Here is a 15911-nt window from a genome sequence, read left to right on the forward strand (position 1 = left end):
TCGCTCGCCCTTGACAACTATTCTTGTCAATGACACGGTGGGATTCCCGTCAGGTGAGGAGGAACCGGTCATGACCCACGAGTTCGACGTAACCAAGCAGGTCCGTCTGCCCGCGCCCCCGGAGGACGTGTGGGACGCCGTGGCCACCGGGCCGGGCATCGACTCGTGGTTCATGGGCAAGCACGAGGTCGACGCGCAGGCCCGGCGCGTCCGCTTCACCATGGGCGAGTTCACCAGCGAAGCCGAGATCACCACATGGGAGCCGCCGCGGCGCTTCGCCTACCGCGCCACGCCGGCGCCCGACGGCAGCTTCGACGCGTTCGAGTTCCTCGTGGAGGCGGCCGAGGGCGGCACGTCGGTGCTGCGCTTCATCCACCACGGCTTCACCGCGCAGGACTGGGGCGAGGAGTACCACGAGGGCTTCAGCCGCGGCTGGGACATGTACCTGCACACGCTCGGCCAGCTCCTGCGGCACTTCCCCGGCCGCCGCGCGCGGTTCGTGATCGCGAGCGGCCCGGAGCCGTCGGCTTCGCTCGATGCCTGGCAGAAGCTCGTGCACGCGCTGGGACTGCCGGACACACCCGAGGCCGGGCGGCCGGTGCGGTTCGCGGTCGACGGCGTGGGGACGGTCGACGGAATCCTCGACTACACGACCCCGCACTACGCGGGCATCCGGACCCCGGACGCGCTCTACCGCTTCCACGAGCGGTCGGGACTGGGGATGCCGATCGCGATCGGGCACCACCTGTTCGCCGCCGACGCCGACGTCGACCAGGAAAGCAAGGCCTGGCAGGCGTGGCTGGAGCGCGTACTGGCGTGAGCGGCCGCTAAAGTGGGCGCACCCGAAGGGACGGGGGTGCCACGCCTGCGATGGCGGACGAACTCGCCGAACGCCGGCGCCGACGCGCACTCGGCCAGGCTTCCGAACCGGTCCTCGAACACCCGGTCGACCACCATCCCGTCGAGACGCATCCTGCCGACCGGCACCCGGTCGAGAACGGTGGCGTGTTCGTGGTCCAGGAGCACCGCGCGTCGCAGCTGCACTGGGATTTCCGCCTGGAACGCGGAGGCGTGCTCACGTCGTGGACCGTCCCCCGCGGTCTGCCCCGCTCCCCCGGCCGCGGGCGCCTTGCCATCCGCATCGACGACCAGCCGGTGGACTACGCGGACTTCGAAGGCGAGATCCCGGCCGGCGAGTACGGCGCCGGAACGGTCGAGACGTGGGACCGCGGCCGCTACGAAACCGTGCACTGGCAGGCCCACCACATCGAGTTCGTGCTGTACGGCGAACGCCTGCGCGGCCGCTACGAGCTCGACCGCGGCGGCGCCGAGGCCGACGGGACGGACGGCTGGCGGCTGCGCCGTCTCGACCCCGCCGAGCCCGGCCACGAGGAGACGCCGCGCTTCCTGGCGCCGATGCCCGCCCGGCCGGGACGCATGCCGCCGGCGGCCGAGGACGGGGACTGGGCCTACGAGTTCGCGTGGCCGGGTCGGCGCACGCTCGTGCGCGCGGGCGGCGCACGCGTGACCGCCGTCGACGAGACCGGCGCCGACGTGACCGCGCGCTACCCGGAGCTACGTGGTCTCGCCGCGCAGCTGGGCTCCACGGAAGCGTTGCTGGACGGGCAGATCGTGGTGTTCGCCGCGGGCCGGCCGGACCCGCAGGGGCTGCGCCGCCGGGCGGAAGCGGACCCCGCGACGGCGCGCCGGCTCGGGGACCGGCATCCCGCGTTCTTCTTCGTCTCCGACGTGCTGCACCTCGACGGCCGCTCGCGGCTCGACCTGCCCTACGTGGAACGCCGCGAGCTGCTCGACGACCTGGGCCTCGCCGGCGACCACTGGCAGGTGCCGCCGACCCACCTCGGCGACGGGGGCGCGGTCGCGCGGGCGAGCCGCGACCACGGCCTGCCCGGCCTTCTCGCGAAACGCCGGAGCAGCCCGTACCGGCCGGGCCGGGCGAACACCGACTGGCTGTTCGTGGAGTCGCCGGACGTACGCCGGGTGCTCATCGCGGGCTGGCGCCCCGGCGGCGGCCGGCGAGCACGGACGTTCGGGTCACTGCTGCTGGCCGTGCCCGACGGCGCCGGCCTGCGCTACGCGGGCAGTGTCGGAGTCGGCTTCTCCGAAGAGGAACTCGGCTCGCTCGCCGCAGCGCTCGCGCAGCTGGAGCAACCGGAGCCGCCGTTCGCCGACGTGCCGGACCACCCCGACGCGCGCTGGGTGCGGCCCGTGCTCGCCGCGGAGGTCGTGCACGGGCCGAAGTCCGCGCCGCGCTGGCGCGGGCTGCTCAGCGAGCCCGGGTAGCCGGGCGGCGCAGGCACAGCGCGATGCCGGCCAGCAGCACGACGGCGCCGGCGATGAGGTTGCCCGTCAGCGCGCCCGCCGAGGGCGCGGTCTCGTCGCCGTAGCGCAGGACCAGCGGGGACACCGCGGCCCAGACGCCGAGCACCGGCAGAACCCACGTGAGGGCCTGCGGGCGCGTGGTGCGCGCTCGCACGGCGGCGAGCACGATGATCGCCAGACCGGCCACCGTGTTGCTGATCGCGAGCTCGGCCGCGCCGCCGAACCGCGCGAGCCACGGGCCGATGATCAAGTACAGGCCGGCCAGCACGGCCAGCCCGGCGGCGCCGCCGACCAGTGCGCCGACGGCGCCGTTCGCGCCGGTGCGTTCGGTCGTGGTGGACATCCCGGATCACCTCGCCGTAGTCGGGTTCCCTTGATCGGGTTCACGAGTGGAGTACCCACGATCGGCGGGGCTCGCACGGGCCCGGGTGATCTCCACCCGTTCGGCGGCCGGTCTAGGCGCGGGCGGCCGCGCAGGCGTCCACGAGCCGCGGCCGCACGTCCAGGGCCTGGGCGGCGCCTGTGACGTCGAAGACCCGCAGCACGAGGCGTCCGGTCGCGACCACGGACAACGCGGGGCGCGTGCGGCTCGTCTCCTCCAGCACGCGCAGGCCGGCGCAGCTGAGGAACCCGACGCGCGAGAGGTCGACCACGAGCTTCTCCCCCACCACGCACGCTTCGGCGAGCACCGTCCGGAAGTCGCCGACCGAGGCCGCGTCGATCTCGCCCGCGGCGGTGACGAGCACGAGGTCGTCGCGGACGGTGGTGAGCAGGGTGAGGCCGGAATCCCCTCGGCGCTGGGGCATTGGTTCGACGGTACGCGCTCCGCGGATGCGGTCAACCCCCGTGCGGCGCACGCGTGGGCGACCTCACGAATCACCCAGAGTGAGCGAACGGGTGCGGAACGGTCATCGGTGCTGCTGGGCCGGGCCGGGGACTGCCCATCGCCCTCAGTGGTGGGCAGTCCCCGGCCGGCCGCGCGGCCGGTCCGATCAGCCGCCGGTGGTGTAGTAGGTGATGTCCCAGTGGTTGCCCTCGTCGCAGTAGAGGTTGCTGGAGGGGGCCTGCCACTGCGGGTAGCCGTCGCCGCGGAGGCCGATGTAGGAGAAGTTGTTCTTGATGTAGCCGTCGATGCAGCTGTTGTGCGAGATGTCCACCTTGTAGCCGTTGTAGTGGCTGTAGGTGCCCGAGGCGTGGCCGACCTCGGTGCCGCCGGTGATGTTGATCGCGCAGCCGCTGGCGCGCTTGAGCGTGATCACGCCGCTGACGGTGGTCTGGTTGATCTGCTCAAACGACGTGCAGGTGGAGTTCGACCGCGTGGTGCACCCGCCGCTGGACGAGTGCGTGACACCCGCCGCCGACAGCTGCGACGCCGCCTGGGCCTGCGTCAGCTTGGTGACGGCGGGCGCGGCCGAAGCCGCGGCCGTGCCGAGCACCGTCATGGCCGCCGCGGCGGCCAGTCCGACGGCCGCCTGGGGCAGCATCGGAGGAATGCGCATGACTTGCCTCCTCGTGGGGACTTTCGACGAGGGGAAGCCAAGTGCGCGGCTCCATACGAACGCCAAACGCCGGTGCCGCGGCGACGCCGGCGTGTGCGTCAGGTCCTGATCTTCGCCAAGACTTCACGGGCCCGGTCGCCGGCGGGTGAATCACTCGAAGCGGCGTTGAGCTCGCGCAACGCGCGCAGCTCCCACAGCGGGAAGCCGAGCTCGCGGAAGACGTCCGCGGCGCCGGCGAGGGCCCGGGGTGCTTCGCCCGCGCGGGCCTGAAGCTTGCCGAGGCTCAGCAGCGCGTAGCCGATGCCGCGGCGGTCGCGCAGGTCGCGGAACACGGCCATGGCGCGGCGCAGGTGCTGCTGCGCGCCCGCCGGGTCGGCCGCGCGCAGGCGGGTCTCGGCGAGGCTGCGGTGGGTGTAGGCGGCCGCGTGCCGGTGGCCGATCTGCTCGAACAGGTCGAGCGAACGCGTGAGGCAGCGTTCGCCTTCGGCGACCTCGCCGGCGTCGGTGTGGAGGTCGCCGAGGCTGCGCAGGACGTGGGCCTCCCAGTGGCGTTCGCGGGTGCGGACGGCGCCGCCGAGCGCGCCCGTCAGCAGGTCGGCCGCGCGGTCGGTGCGGCCGTGGCGGCGGAGCACGTCGGCGTAGCGCTTGGCGACCTGGTCGTGCCAGCGGCCCGCGCAGTCGCCGGCGAGCAGGAGCGCGGCTTCGAAGCTCTCGCCGGCCCGGCGGACGTCGCCGAGGTCCTCCGACAGGCCGCCGAACTGCGCGGCCGCGATGGCCTGGCCCCGGACGTCGCCACACGCACGCAGGAGTTCCAGGGCTTCGCGCAGCTCTTCGACGGCGAGCTCGGCCTGGCCGGCGTCGGCGTCGAGGTCGGCCAGCGCGACCAGGGCGGCGCCGCGGCCGCGCGGGTCACCGAGGGCTTTGAAGCGCGCGCCGGCCAGGGCGAAGTAGGTACGGGCCTGGCGCGAGCGGCCGAGCTGCCAGTGGACGGAGGCGAGGGTGAACAGCTTGCCCGCCTCGGCCGGGCGGTCGCCGAGGCGGCGGGCCGCGGCGAGGCCGACGACCGAGACCGCCCTCGCGGAGCGGCCGAGCCACGGCGTGCCGGCCAGGGCCGCGCACGCGTCCGAAAGGCGGGCGGCCAGTGCGTGCCGGCGGTGGCGGCCGGCGAGCCGGGCGGCCATGGCGACGAGCTCGGTTTCCCGGCGGCGCCATGCGTCGGGGTCGGCGGTGGCGAGGCGGGCCGCGGCGACGTCCGGCTGCGCGAACGGCGGTCCGGCCGGTTCGAAACCCTTGTCCAGTACGGAAAGCACGCGTTCGGCGAGGGCCAGGACGGCTTCGAGCGCGCGGTCGACCGCGGCGGGGTCGGGTTCACCGGGCAGCCGGGCGAGGCCGAGGCGAACGAAGCGGGGCACGCCGTGGCGGCCGTGCTCGTCAGCGACCAGGAGGTGGGTGTCGGCCAGGGTTTCGAGGCGGTCGCGAGCTTCGGCGGGGCGGGTGGCGAGCAGCGCGGCGGCGCACCAGTCGGGCACGGGCCGGCGGAACAAGCCGAGCAGGCGCAGGAGATCGCGGTCTTCGCCCGGGCAGTCGCGCAGGGCCGGGAGGACGGCCGCGCGGACGCTGACGTCGCCGGCGGCGAGCTCGTCGAGGGCGCGACGGTCGTCGCCGAGGCGGGCGGCGAGGTCCGCGATCCGGAGATGGGGCCGGGTGGCGAGCCGCAGCCCCGCGACGCGCAGCGCGAGGGGAAGCCCGGCGCAGCGCGCGACCACTTCGCCGGCGGCGGCGGGCTCGGCCGCGATCCGCGCTTCGCCGGCGACGGCGGTGAGCAGCGTCGTGGCGTCCACAGTGGACAGTTCACCGACGGGAACGGGCCTTGCCGCCACCAATCCCGGCAACGGCCGCCGCGCCGTCACGAGGACGCCGCAGCCGGAGCCGCTCGGCAGCAGCGGGCGGATCTGGGCCTCGGTGCGCGCGTTTTCGAGCAGGACGAGCAGGCGCCGGTCGACGGTGTGGCTGCGCCAGGCGGCCACGAGCGCGGTGAGGTCGCCGGTGAGCTCGGCCGTGGCGGCGCCGAGGGCGCGCAGGAAGGCGACGAGGACGTCGCGGGGTTCGGTGGTGGCGAGGTCGGCCACGAGCTGCCCGTCGGGGAAGCGGCGCCGCGCCCGCCACGCGGCCTGCACGGCGAGCGCGCTCTTGCCCGCCCCGGCGGCGCCGTGGACCACGACCGGCGCGGGCGTGCGCAAGTGCCGCGAGACGGCGGCGAGTTCCGTTGCGCGGCCCGTGAAGTCGGGCACGGGTGCGGGCAGCTGCGCGGGCGGGCCGCCTGCCGTCCACTCGGCGCCGGCGATGCGGCGGTACAGCGCGTCGAGCTCCGGCCCCGGCACCACGCCGGCCTCGTCCCACAGCGCGCGGCGCGTGCGGCGCAGCACGTCGAGCGCGGCGTCGCGGCGGCCCAGCCCCGCCAGCGCCCCGGCGAGGCGGCCGGCGAGCCGTTCGTCGGCGGGCCGCGCGGCCACCACGGGGGCGAGCCGGTGCACCACGGCCTGCCCGTCGCCCTCGGCGAGCTGCAGGTCCACCAGCTGCAGGAGGACCGTCCGGCGGCGGTCCTCCAGCCACACCTCGTGCGCCTCGACGAGCGGTCCCGTCGCGACGTCGCAGAACGCCCCACCCCGCCAGCACGCGAGCGCCCGGGTGAGCAGCGCTTGCTTCGCTTTCGCGTCCTCCGCCGCCAGCCCGGCCGACGCCAGCGCGACGAACTCCGCCGCGTCGAGCTCCCCCTCGGCCACGCTCAGGGCGTACCCGCGCGGCCCCGACCTGAGCCGCTGCGCGGGGTCGTCCGCCGCCAGCCCGGGCGACAACGCCTTGCGCAGCTTCGACACCGTCACCTGAACGATCGCCGCCGCACTCGGCGGCGCCCCGTCGGGCCACAGCTCGTCGACGATCGTCGCCCGCCCGACCACCTCGTTGGGCCGCGCGAGCAACAACGCGAGCAACCGCCGCGGCTGCGCCGCCGACGGCAACGCGACGGTCGCCGCCAGCGGACCGAGGACCTGGAACCGCACCGCAAGCTCCCCACGGGCCGCACGTCACCTGATCGAGCGCCCCGAAAGTACCTGCGCGACCCTCCGTTCCCGCCGGTTCGGGCGGCCCTCACCCGGATGGCCCACCCCGTTGGAAGGGTGCTCGGGGCGGGGTTGGTGCGAACGGTCCTTTCGCGCCGGCCCGCCGTTGCACCCGCGCGACCACGCACCAAGGGGCGGCGCTCAACCTGGGCACCCGGGCGCGAACGGTCCCCCCGCGCCGGCCCTCGCCTACACCCAGGCCACCATGCGCCTCGCGCGGTGGCCGGCCTGATCAGTTGGGCACGAACGATCCCTTCGGCCCGACTCGCCGTTGCAACCGCGCAGGCACGCGCTCGGGCCGCGCTCAACCTGAGCAACCAGGCGCGAACCGTCCCTTCACTCCAGCCCTTGGCCAGCAGGCCGGGCGAGCTTGCGCCTCGCACGGTGATCGGCCTCAGCAGTCCGCGCGAACGGTCCCTTCGCGCCAGCCCACGGCCGACAGGCCGGCTGGTGGGCTACGCGGCTCGCCCGGCCGACGTAGCTCATCGCGAATCGTGCCGTCGCGCTCGACCACCGCTCGGCGAGCGGCCGTTCGCCGAACGCCGTGCCACGCCCCACGATCCTGTGCGGCCCGCGCGAGCGGTCCCGCCGCGCTCACTCCCGCCGCGCCGCGGCCGCCGAGTCAGCCGGCCACCGTCACAGCGCCCCCGACCGGGCGTCGGCGTGGACGGTCCCCCCACACCGGCGTCCGGCTCAGGCGTGTGCGAGCAGCTTCGCCTTGAGGTCGGGCCGGTCGGCCAGCACGTGGTCACCCAGGGTGTGTTCCAGCAACGGCTTCAGCGCACCGTGCGGCGCGGTCTCCCAGTCGAGCGGGCCCAGTGGCGGCTCGGGGTCGTATTCGATGCCGAACTGGACGGTGCGGGCGACGTCGGGGCCGGCGAGGCGGTCGACGAGGTGCAGGGCCAGGTCGATGCCCGCCGAGACGCCCGCGGCGGTGATCACGGGGCCGGCGTCGACCCAGCGGCGGGCGACCGGGGTGGCGCCGAACGCGCGCAGCAGGTCGCGGAACATCCAGTGGGTGGTGGCTTCGCGGCCGTCGAGGAGGCCGGCCTCGCCGAGGAGCAGGGCACCCGTGCAGACGGACGTCATGAGCTCGGCCGTGCGGGCGGTCGTGGCCAGGTAGTCGATCAGCGGCCGGTTCGCGAGCGCCTCCAGGGTCGGCGCGGAGCCGCCCGGGACGAGGACGCCGTAGGGCTCGCGGATGTCGGCGAACGTGTGGCTGGGCGCGATCCGCAGGGGCGTGTCGGTGCCGATCGGGTCGAGGGTCTCGCCCACGACCACCACGCGGAAGTCCGGTTCCGCCGTGGCGAACGCGCTCAGCACCTGGAGCGGGCCCACGAGGTCGAGCACCGTGAGGCCGGGGTAGAGGACAAAGGCGAACGTCTTCTCGGTCATGCCTCCCACCGTGCCCCCGCGAGCGCGCAGAGAGGAGGGCGATGTCCGTAATCCTGCGAACCATGTCGATCGGCCTGCTGACCTGCTAACGTTCGATCATGCCGGGGCCGGAACGGCAGGTCGTGATCGTCGGGTACCCCGACGCCGAGCTGCTCGACATCGCGTGCGTCTCCGACGCGCTCGACGCCGCCAACCGGCTCGGCGCGCGCCCCGGCTACGCCCTGCGGCTGGCCACTGTGGACGGACACCCGTTCCGCTGCCAGTCCGGCATCACGCTGACGCCCCACGTGCGCCTCGACCAGGTTTCGGGGCCGCTGCACACGATCGTCGTCTCCGGCGGGACCGGTCACCGCGCGGCCGCGGCCGACGAGCGCCTGCTCGAACACGTCCGCCGGCTCTCCCGCGACAGCACGCGCACGGCGTCGGTCTGCACCGGCTCCACCGTCCTCGCGGCCGCCGGCCTGCTGAGCGGCCGCCGCGCGACCACGCACTGGGCGTACGCGGCGCAGCTCGCCGCGAAGTACCCGTCGGTGCGGGTGGACCCGGTGCCGCTGTTCATCCGCCACGGCGACGTCTACACCTCGGCCGGCGTCACCAGCGGACTGGACCTCGCGCTGGCGTTCGTCGAGGAGGACCACGGCCCGACGCTCGCCCGCGAAGCCGCCCGCGCCCTCGTGACGTATTTGCAGCGCCCCGGCAACCAGGCGCAGGTGAGCATGTTCCTGTCCGGCCCGCCGCCCGAGCACCGGCAGGTGCGCGACCTCACCGCGTTCGTCGCCGAACACCTGGGCGACGACCTGGGCACGCCCGTGCTGGCCCGGCAGGCCGGCATCAGCACCCGCCAGCTGACCAGGTTGTTCGACGCCCACCTCGGCACCACGCCCGGCAAGTACGTGCGCACCGTCCGCGCCGAGCACGCCGCCCGCCTCCTCGCGGGCACCGACCTGCCGCTGGCGGCCATCGCCCGCCGCTGCGGCTTCGGCTCCACCGAGACGCTGCGCCAGGCCTTCCTCGACCACTTCGACACCCCGCCGTCCGCCTACCGCCGCGTGCACCTGCGCCAGGCCCTCGGCTGAGCGAAACGCCGGATACGACCGGGTCGTCCCCACCCGGTACGGGTGACGGCCACGGCCGGAGTGCAGGATGTGCGCCGTGGCACCGCCCGACTACCCCGCCGACTTCGACGACGCCGCCGACACCGGCCCCATCCGCCGCGTCGCCGACGACTCCTCCGCGCCCCCCGCCCGGCCCCGCCGCCCCCGCACGGGCGACGAACCGGCCTGGCCCGGCGCCGAAGAGCCGGTGCGCCGCGCCACGCCCCGCTCCGGCGACAACCCGGCCGGCCGCCGCACGGGCGAAACCCCCCTGCCACCACGCCGCGCCGGCGAGACGCCGGCCCGCCGCCGCACCGGGGACACCCCACCCCCGGCGAGCCACCGCACGGCCGAATCCCCTCGAGCCGGCCGAACCGGGCAGGCTCCGCTGCCGCCCCGCGACGCCGAGGGAACCCCCGCCGGCCGCGAGACGGGCGAAACCCCAGCGCCCCCACGCCGCCGCGGCGAGACCCCGCCTCCGACCGGCCGCCGGGGCGGTCAAACCTCGCGCCGGACCGGCGAAACTCCGCTCCCCGGCACTCGCCACACCGGCGAAACCCCGCTGCCACCCACCCGCCGCACCCCAGGGCAGGCACGCCGCGACAGCGAAACCCCGCGCACCACCAGCGAATCCTGGCCACCCGACACCGACGGCGGCTCGCCGTCCACAGGCCGCCACACCGGCGAAACCCCGCTCCCACCCACCCGCCGAACCCAGGGACAAGCGCGCCGCGACGGCGAAACCTCGCACGCCCCAAGCGAATCCTTCTCGCTCGACGCCGAGAGCGGCCGGCCGTCCACCGGCCGCCGCACCGGTGACACGCCTCCCCCCACCGGCCGCCGCCCCCGCACCGCCGTGAGCCCGGGCGACGCGCCGGAACCCGACGCCACCCCCGAACCCACCGCCCGCAAGGGCCTCCGTGCCGCGCTCACCGCCAAAGCGCACGGCCACGGTCATGGGCACGGACATGGCCACGGCCCCGCCGCCCCTGCCTCCACCCGGGTGCGCAAGCTGCTCATGGTGCTGCTCATCCCGCTCGCCCTCGCGACGGTCGTCGGGATGATCGTGCTGTACCCGTGGGGCAAGGCGTCGCCGACGAGTGTGGTGCCGCAGGGCACGCCGGTGCAGGCGTCGATCACGGCGACCGCCACGGGGCCGTGCCTCGCGAACGGCCAGGTGCAGGTGGGCGCGGACACCGATCCCGACCAGAAGCCGTGCCTCACCGTCGATCTGACGATGACCGACGGCCCCGGCAACGGGAAACCGCTGCGGCTCATCGTGCCGATCGAGCCGAGCACGCCGCGCTTCTCCACCGGCGACAACGTGGTCCTCGCCTACAACGGCGGCAACGCCACCGACCCGGCGTCGTTCCAGCTCGTCGACTTCCAGCGCGGCACGCCGCTCGTGCTGCTGGCCGCGCTGTTCGCCCTCGCCGTGCTGGTGCTCGGCCGCTGGCAGGGGCTCGCGGCGCTCGTCGCGCTGGTGCTGAGCTTCGTGGTGATCGTGCTGTTCGTGCTCCCCTCGATCCTCGCCGGCGAGAACCCGCTGCTGGTCGCGATCGCGGGCGCCGGCGCGATCATGTTCGTCGCGCTGTACCTGACCCACGGGCTGTCGGCGAGAACGTCGGTCGCGGTGCTCGGCACGCTGGTGAGCCTCGCGCTGATCGGCATCCTGTCGGCGATCTTCTCCGTCGGCGCCTCCCTCACCGGCCTCGACGACAGCACGTCCACGCTCATCGGCTCGCTCGGCCACGGCATCGACGCGCGCGGCCTGCTGCTCGCCGGCATCGTGATCGGCGCGCTCGGTGTCCTCGACGACGTGACGGTGACGCAGACCAGCGCCGTCTGGGAGCTGCGGCGCGCGAACCCGGCGCTGGGCTGGCGCGAGCTCTACCGTTCCGGCCTGCGCATCGGCCGGGACCACGTCGGCTCGGCCGTGAACACCCTGGTGATGGCCTACGCCGGTGCCGCGCTGCCGGTGCTGCTCTACTCGTCGATCTCCGGCGTCGGGCTCGGCGCGCTGCTCGGCAGCGAGGACATCGCGTCGGAGATCATCCGCACGCTCGCGGGCTCCGTGGGCATCGTCGCGGCGGTGCCGGTGACGACGATCCTGGCGGCCTTGATCGCGGCGCGCGAGCCCGTCGACCACCTCGTGAGCACCACGAATACGCCGTAGTCACACCAGTAACACGAGCGAACCCCGGCCGGAACCCGACCCGGTGGCTGCGGTACGAAGTCCGCGACCGAGGCGAGTACATCCGTACCCGAGGAGGGGTCGTGTTCTCAGCCGTACTGGCGGGACCGCGGGTCACCGTGCACCTGGTCCGGCGGTTGTTTTCGGCGGTGCTGGAGGCGGCCGAGACCGTCCCGCGGATCGCGACCGCGCTCGACGACGTGCGGGCGACGCTGCGCCACCTCGAGCGCCTGCTCGCCTACGTCGCCGAGGAGCTGCCGGACCTCGCCGACCAGGTGGAGCAGATCCGCGCGCGCGTCGACGGCATGGAAGAGGCCTCGAAGGACCGCGTCACCCCGGCGGTCACTCCAGCGTCGCGACGAAGCGGCTGACGGCTTCCATCGGGAACCGCTGGATGTAGCGCCCGGCCGGGGCGGCCGACGCGAGCCGGTACAGCGGCCGCTCGGCCACGGCGTCGCCGCGCGCTTCCGACCGCAGCTCCGCGACCAGCAGCTCGGAGAACACCAGCCCGTTGGCCTCGGTGTTGTTCAGCAGCGCGTCGGCGACGCGGCGCAGCTGCAGCGCACCCAGCTCGCGCCCGCCCGTGCCGGCGAACACGGCGAGGTCGACCTTCACGGTCTTGCGCCGCTTGCCCGCGTTCACGAGCAGGCTCACCGTGCGGGTTCCGCGCACGTCGCCGATCACGATGTCGAGCCGCTCCGCCTCGACGAGCCCGATGCGGCGGACGCCCCACGTGCGCACGACCAGCGTCGTGCCTTCCAGCCAGATCCGGCGGCGCAGCGTGTACAGCACGATGTACAGCAGGGGAAGCGCCACGACCACCGCGACGATCAGGCCGGCGAGCTGGCCGCCGATCAGGCCCGCGATGCCCCCGAACGCCGCGGCCACGATCACCGCGCCGACGAACCCGGACCACGCGCGGCGGCGCGTGAGCTTCGCGTCCTCGGCGAACAGCGGCAGCCGTTCCGGGGCGCCCTTGACGCCGTCCTGCTCGGTCATGCCCGTCACGCCTCCGCCGCCGTGAGTGCGGGGTTGGTCGCGCGTTCGCGCCCGATGGTCGTGGCGGGCCCGTGGCCCGGCAGCACGACGGTGTCGTCGGGCAGGGTCAGCAGCTTCGTGCGCAACGATCTCTCCAGGTCGGCGCCGGAGCCGTCGGAGCGCCCGATCGACCCGGCGAACAAGGTGTCCCCCGTGAGCACCAGCCTGCCACCTTCGCTCGCCTGCCCGGCGAACGCGACCGACCCCGGCGTGTGGCCGGGCAGGGCCACGACGTCGAGCACCAGACCCGCCACTTCGAGCGAGCCTTCGGCCAGGGCCACCGACGGTCCCGCGAACCACTCGCGGTCGGCCGGGTGCAGGTGCAGCGGGAGGTCGTGGCCGGCGGCGCCGGCGACGTGGTCGGGGTGACCGTGGGTGGCGAGCAGCGCGACCGGCGTCAGCCCGTGCTCGGCGAGCGCGGCCGCCAGTGGTTCCGCGGACTCCTGCCCGGGGTCCACCACGACGCACTCGCCGCCGGGCTCGGGGGCGAGCAGGTAGCAGTTCGCGCGCAGTGGACCCGCGGCGAACCCGACGACGAGCACCAAACCCCTCCAGTCCCGGTGTTTGCGAAGCGGCGCCGATCACGATCGGATCGAGACTAGCGGCCCCTGTACAGAGTCCTCACAGGCTGTGCCCATACACTGCCGCTACCTCAGACGTGTGACATCGAGCCTGAACTGGAGGGCGGGTGGCGACCAACCAGCAGCGCCGTGAAGCCGCTAAGCGGAAACTCGAGCGGCAGATCGAGCGCCGGCGGGACCGGGCCAAGCGACGCAAGATCGTGGGCGCTGGAGTGGTCGGCGGTGTCGTCCTCATCGTGGCCGGCGTAGTCGTGTGGGTCGTGAACAGCGGCGGTGGCGACGACGCCACCGCGGCCGCCACCCCGCCGCCGTCGAGCTCGGCGCCGCCGGTGCCGACCGTCGGCCAGATCCCGACGCAGCGCACGGCGCTGCCGACGCGGCCGAAGGCCCTGCCGAACCCGACCACGTGCTCGTACCCGGCCGACACGACGAGCGCGCCGCCGCCGAAGAAGACCACGGCGCCGGACGGCAAGAACGTGTCGTCGCAGGGCAAGGTCGACATCACGATGAAGACCACCGTCGGCGACATCCCGATCACGCTCGACCGCGCGCTCGCGCCGTGCACCGTCGAAGCGTTCGTGAGCCTGGCGAAGCAGGGCTTCTACACCGACACGATCTGCCACCGCCTCGGCGTCACCGACCTGCAGATGCTGCAGTGCGGCGACCCGAACGCCAAGGGCGACGTGACGACCGACGGCACCGGCGGCCCCGGCTTCACCATCCCGGACGAGTTCATCGACGGCGAGAAGTACGGCCGCGGCATCCTCGCCATGGCCAACACGGGCCAGCCCAACTCGGGCGGCAGCCAGTTCTTCATGGTCTACGGCACCGCCGAGCTGCCCCCGAACTACACCATCTTCGGCAGCATCTCCGACGACGGCCTCAAGGTCCTCGACGCGATCGCCAAGACGGGCATCGGCACCGTCGGCCAGGACGGCGCGACCGGCGAGCCGAAGAAGCAGGTCAAGTTCACGGCCGTCAACGTCGCGGCCTGATTGTTCTCTCGAGGCTCAGTGTCCTTCCCGTTCGAGCTGAACGGCGCCGAACCCGGCGCCGTTCAGCTCGCTCGTTTTCTGGGCGGCTACGGCCACTTCACCGCGATGCAGGTCCGCGCCGGCCGAGTCCGCGGCCTCGACCTGCACCTCACGCGCCTGGCCTCGAGCACCCGCCTGCTGTTCGGCAGCGAACTCGACCTCGATCAGGTCCGCGGCTACGTCCGCAAACTCGTCGCCGGGCAGGGCGCGCTGTCCGTGCGCGTGCACATCTCTTCCTACGCCGGCGAAGAAGCTCCCGTCATGGCGCCCGAAATCCTCGTGTGCACCGGTCCCCCGCACGAGCACGTCGCCGACCCGATCCGGCTGAAGTCGGTGCGGTATGAACGCGACCTGCCCGAGGTGAAGCACACCGGCACGTTCGGCCTGATCCACCACTCGCGCCAGGCTGCGCTCGCGGGCTACGACGACGCGGTGTTCATCGACCACAGTGGACACCTCAGCGAAGCATCCATCTGGAACCTCGGGTTCCTCGAAGGCGACACCATCGTGTGGCCCGAAGCAGCGGTGCTGCCGGGCATCACCTACCTGCTGCTGAAGGAACGGCTGGGCGCCGCAGGCGTCGCGCAGGTGACCCGCCCGGTCCACCCCCGCGAGCTCCCCGGTTTCGACGCCGTGTTCCTCACCAACTCCGAAACGATCGGACGGCCCGTCGCGTCGGTCGACGGGGTGGCGTTGCGCAGAGACCCGGCGGTCGCGCGGCTGCTGGCCGAGGCGTACGAAAGTGCGCCCTGGGACGAGATCTGAGCGGCGCCCCCAGCGTCCTCAGCGGTACGTGAACTTCGGCGGCCGGCGGTTCAGGAACGCGTCGACGCCCTCCGCGTAGTCCTCGCCGTGCAGGGCGGCGAGGCGGATGGCGTCCACTTCGTCGTCCGGGGTCTGCTGGCCCGCGACGATCTTCTCGATGATCCGGTTCATGCCGCGGATCGAGGCCTGCGAACGCGAGCACAGCGTTTCCACGAAGGCCGCGGTGGCCGCGGTGAGGCCTTCGGCGGCGTGGAGATCGTTGACGAGGCCGATCTCGCGGGCGCGGACGGCGTCGATGAGCTCGCCGGACAGCAGGAGGTACCGGGCGTTCGCGGGGCCGACGAGGGAGACCAGCAGGCGGGTCGAGTCGAAGTGGAAGACGATGCCCAGCTTGGCGGGCGTGATGCCGAAGCGCGCGTCTTCCGAGGCGAAGCGGAAGTCGCACGCCACCGACAGCTGGCAGCCGCCGCCGATGCAGTTGCCCTGGATCATGGCGACGGACGGTTTGCGCATCGAGGTCAGGGCGGCCACGGCGCCGTCGACGGCCTTGTCGTAGGTGGCCGCGCCGTCGGCGGTGGAGCGCAGGTCGCGGAACTCGCTGATGTCGGCGCCGGCCGAGAAGTGCTTGCCCGCGCCCGTGAGCACGAGGACCTTGAGCGCCGGGTCGGCCTCGACCTCGGCGACGACGCCCGGGATGGCCGACCACATGTCGTAGGTGATGGCGTTCATCTTCTCCGGCCGGGCGAACGTCAGCCGCGCGACCTCACCGTCGCGCGTGAACTCGAATCCGTCGGTCATGCCAGCACCCTAGCGGGATCGCCCAGCGCGAAACCCGCGTCTGTGACCAGC

General features: G+C 73.9%; 15 protein-coding genes. 7 read left to right on the top strand and 8 right to left on the bottom strand.

The features are described 5' to 3' along the window. Positions 1 to 70: 70 nt before the first annotated feature. On the top strand, positions 71 to 820 hold the full coding sequence (locus AB0878_RS05650) for an SRPBCC domain-containing protein (RefSeq protein WP_366576841.1): 750 nt from the start codon (positions 71 to 73) through the stop codon (positions 818 to 820). Between the two features lie 50 nt (positions 821 to 870). Continuing rightward, entirely contained in the window at positions 871 to 2304 is a 1434-nt protein-coding gene (locus tag AB0878_RS05655; RefSeq protein WP_366576842.1) for a DNA polymerase ligase N-terminal domain-containing protein, read from the top strand. On the opposite strand, the gene AB0878_RS05660 is transcribed toward AB0878_RS05655, so the two are convergent. The 5 genes from AB0878_RS05660 to AB0878_RS05680 all read right to left on the bottom strand — a co-directional run bounded on the left by AB0878_RS05660 (position 2288) and on the right by AB0878_RS05680 (position 8356). Further along, positions 2288 to 2686 (bottom strand): SPW repeat protein, encoded by a 399-nt coding sequence (locus AB0878_RS05660; RefSeq protein WP_366576844.1) that lies wholly within the window; start codon positions 2684 to 2686, stop codon positions 2288 to 2290. The genes AB0878_RS05655 and AB0878_RS05660 overlap by 17 nt on opposite strands. Before the next feature lie 112 nt (positions 2687 to 2798). Then, positions 2799 to 3149, bottom strand: coding sequence for an STAS domain-containing protein (locus AB0878_RS05665; protein ID WP_366576846.1), 351 nt, complete (start codon positions 3147 to 3149; stop codon positions 2799 to 2801). Between the two features lie 186 nt (positions 3150 to 3335). Further along, positions 3336 to 3842, bottom strand: a complete 507-nt coding sequence (locus AB0878_RS05670) for a hypothetical protein (RefSeq protein ID WP_366576848.1) — start codon at positions 3840 to 3842, stop codon at positions 3336 to 3338. Between the two features lie 98 nt (positions 3843 to 3940). Continuing rightward, positions 3941 to 6901 (bottom strand): BTAD domain-containing putative transcriptional regulator, encoded by a 2961-nt coding sequence (locus AB0878_RS05675; RefSeq protein WP_366576850.1) that lies wholly within the window; start codon positions 6899 to 6901, stop codon positions 3941 to 3943. A gap of 753 nt (positions 6902 to 7654) precedes the next feature. Beyond that, positions 7655 to 8356, bottom strand: coding sequence for a DJ-1/PfpI family protein (locus AB0878_RS05680; RefSeq protein ID WP_366576852.1), 702 nt, complete (start codon positions 8354 to 8356; stop codon positions 7655 to 7657). Positions 8357 to 8454: 98 nt separating this feature from the next. Between AB0878_RS05680 and AB0878_RS05685 the strand changes: the two genes are divergently transcribed. The 3 genes from AB0878_RS05685 to AB0878_RS05695 all read left to right on the top strand — a co-directional run bounded on the left by AB0878_RS05685 (position 8455) and on the right by AB0878_RS05695 (position 12015). After that, entirely contained in the window at positions 8455 to 9432 is a 978-nt protein-coding gene (locus tag AB0878_RS05685) for a GlxA family transcriptional regulator (protein WP_366576854.1), read from the top strand. A 580-nt stretch (positions 9433 to 10012) separates the two neighbouring features. Beyond that, positions 10013 to 11626, top strand: a complete 1614-nt coding sequence (locus tag AB0878_RS05690) for a YibE/F family protein (protein ID WP_366577004.1) — start codon at positions 10013 to 10015, stop codon at positions 11624 to 11626. A 101-nt stretch (positions 11627 to 11727) separates the two neighbouring features. Further along, on the top strand, positions 11728 to 12015 hold the full coding sequence (locus AB0878_RS05695) for a hypothetical protein (RefSeq protein ID WP_366576856.1): 288 nt from the start codon (positions 11728 to 11730) through the stop codon (positions 12013 to 12015). Here AB0878_RS05695 and AB0878_RS05700 read toward each other — a convergent pair. Both AB0878_RS05700 and AB0878_RS05705 read right to left on the bottom strand, forming a co-directional pair. Beyond that, positions 11987 to 12643: a hypothetical protein gene (locus AB0878_RS05700; RefSeq protein ID WP_366576858.1), complete on the bottom strand. Its 657-nt coding sequence runs from the start codon at positions 12641 to 12643 to the stop codon at positions 11987 to 11989. The genes AB0878_RS05695 and AB0878_RS05700 overlap by 29 nt on opposite strands. A gap of 5 nt (positions 12644 to 12648) precedes the next feature. Beyond that, positions 12649 to 13224 carry an MBL fold metallo-hydrolase gene (locus tag AB0878_RS05705; RefSeq protein WP_366576860.1) on the bottom strand — a complete coding sequence of 192 codons (576 nt, stop codon included), beginning with the start codon at positions 13222 to 13224 and terminating at the stop codon, positions 12649 to 12651. Between the two features lie 146 nt (positions 13225 to 13370). Between AB0878_RS05705 and AB0878_RS05710 the strand changes: the two genes are divergently transcribed. Beyond that, positions 13371 to 14258, top strand: a complete 888-nt coding sequence (locus AB0878_RS05710) for a peptidylprolyl isomerase (RefSeq protein ID WP_366576862.1) — start codon at positions 13371 to 13373, stop codon at positions 14256 to 14258. A gap of 18 nt (positions 14259 to 14276) precedes the next feature. After that, positions 14277 to 15062 carry an aminotransferase class IV gene (locus AB0878_RS05715; RefSeq protein ID WP_366576864.1) on the top strand — a complete coding sequence of 262 codons (786 nt, stop codon included), beginning with the start codon at positions 14277 to 14279 and terminating at the stop codon, positions 15060 to 15062. Positions 15063 to 15080: 18 nt separating this feature from the next. Here AB0878_RS05715 and AB0878_RS05720 read toward each other — a convergent pair whose 3' ends face one another. After that, complete coding sequence (locus tag AB0878_RS05720; protein ID WP_366576865.1) at positions 15081 to 15860, bottom strand: enoyl-CoA hydratase-related protein; 780 nt, start codon at positions 15858 to 15860, stop codon at positions 15081 to 15083. Positions 15861 to 15911: the final 51 nt, after the last annotated feature.

The organism is Amycolatopsis sp. NPDC047767, assembly GCF_040704195.1.
GTDB lineage: Bacteria > Actinomycetota > Actinomycetes > Mycobacteriales > Pseudonocardiaceae > Amycolatopsis.

What these genes read in the sequence shown, in the direction of transcription:
- AB0878_RS05685 (WP_366576854.1), top strand. Translation starts at nt 8,455, where the DNA reads ATGCCGGGGCCGGAACGGCAGGTCGTGATCGTCGGGTACCCCGACGCC.
- AB0878_RS05670 (WP_366576848.1), bottom strand. Translation starts at nt 3,842, where the DNA reads ATGCGCATTCCTCCGATGCTGCCCCAGGCGGCCGTCGGACTGGCCGCC.
- AB0878_RS05655 (WP_366576842.1), top strand. Translation starts at nt 871, where the DNA reads ATGGCGGACGAACTCGCCGAACGCCGGCGCCGACGCGCACTCGGCCAG.
- AB0878_RS05660 (WP_366576844.1), bottom strand. Translation starts at nt 2,686, where the DNA reads ATGTCCACCACGACCGAACGCACCGGCGCGAACGGCGCCGTCGGCGCA.
- AB0878_RS05720 (WP_366576865.1), bottom strand. Translation starts at nt 15,860, where the DNA reads ATGACCGACGGATTCGAGTTCACGCGCGACGGTGAGGTCGCGCGGCTG.
- AB0878_RS05650 (WP_366576841.1), top strand. Translation starts at nt 71, where the DNA reads ATGACCCACGAGTTCGACGTAACCAAGCAGGTCCGTCTGCCCGCGCCC.
- AB0878_RS05700 (WP_366576858.1), bottom strand. Translation starts at nt 12,643, where the DNA reads ATGACCGAGCAGGACGGCGTCAAGGGCGCCCCGGAACGGCTGCCGCTG.
- AB0878_RS05665 (WP_366576846.1), bottom strand. Translation starts at nt 3,149, where the DNA reads ATGCCCCAGCGCCGAGGGGATTCCGGCCTCACCCTGCTCACCACCGTC.
- AB0878_RS05680 (WP_366576852.1), bottom strand. Translation starts at nt 8,356, where the DNA reads ATGACCGAGAAGACGTTCGCCTTTGTCCTCTACCCCGGCCTCACGGTG.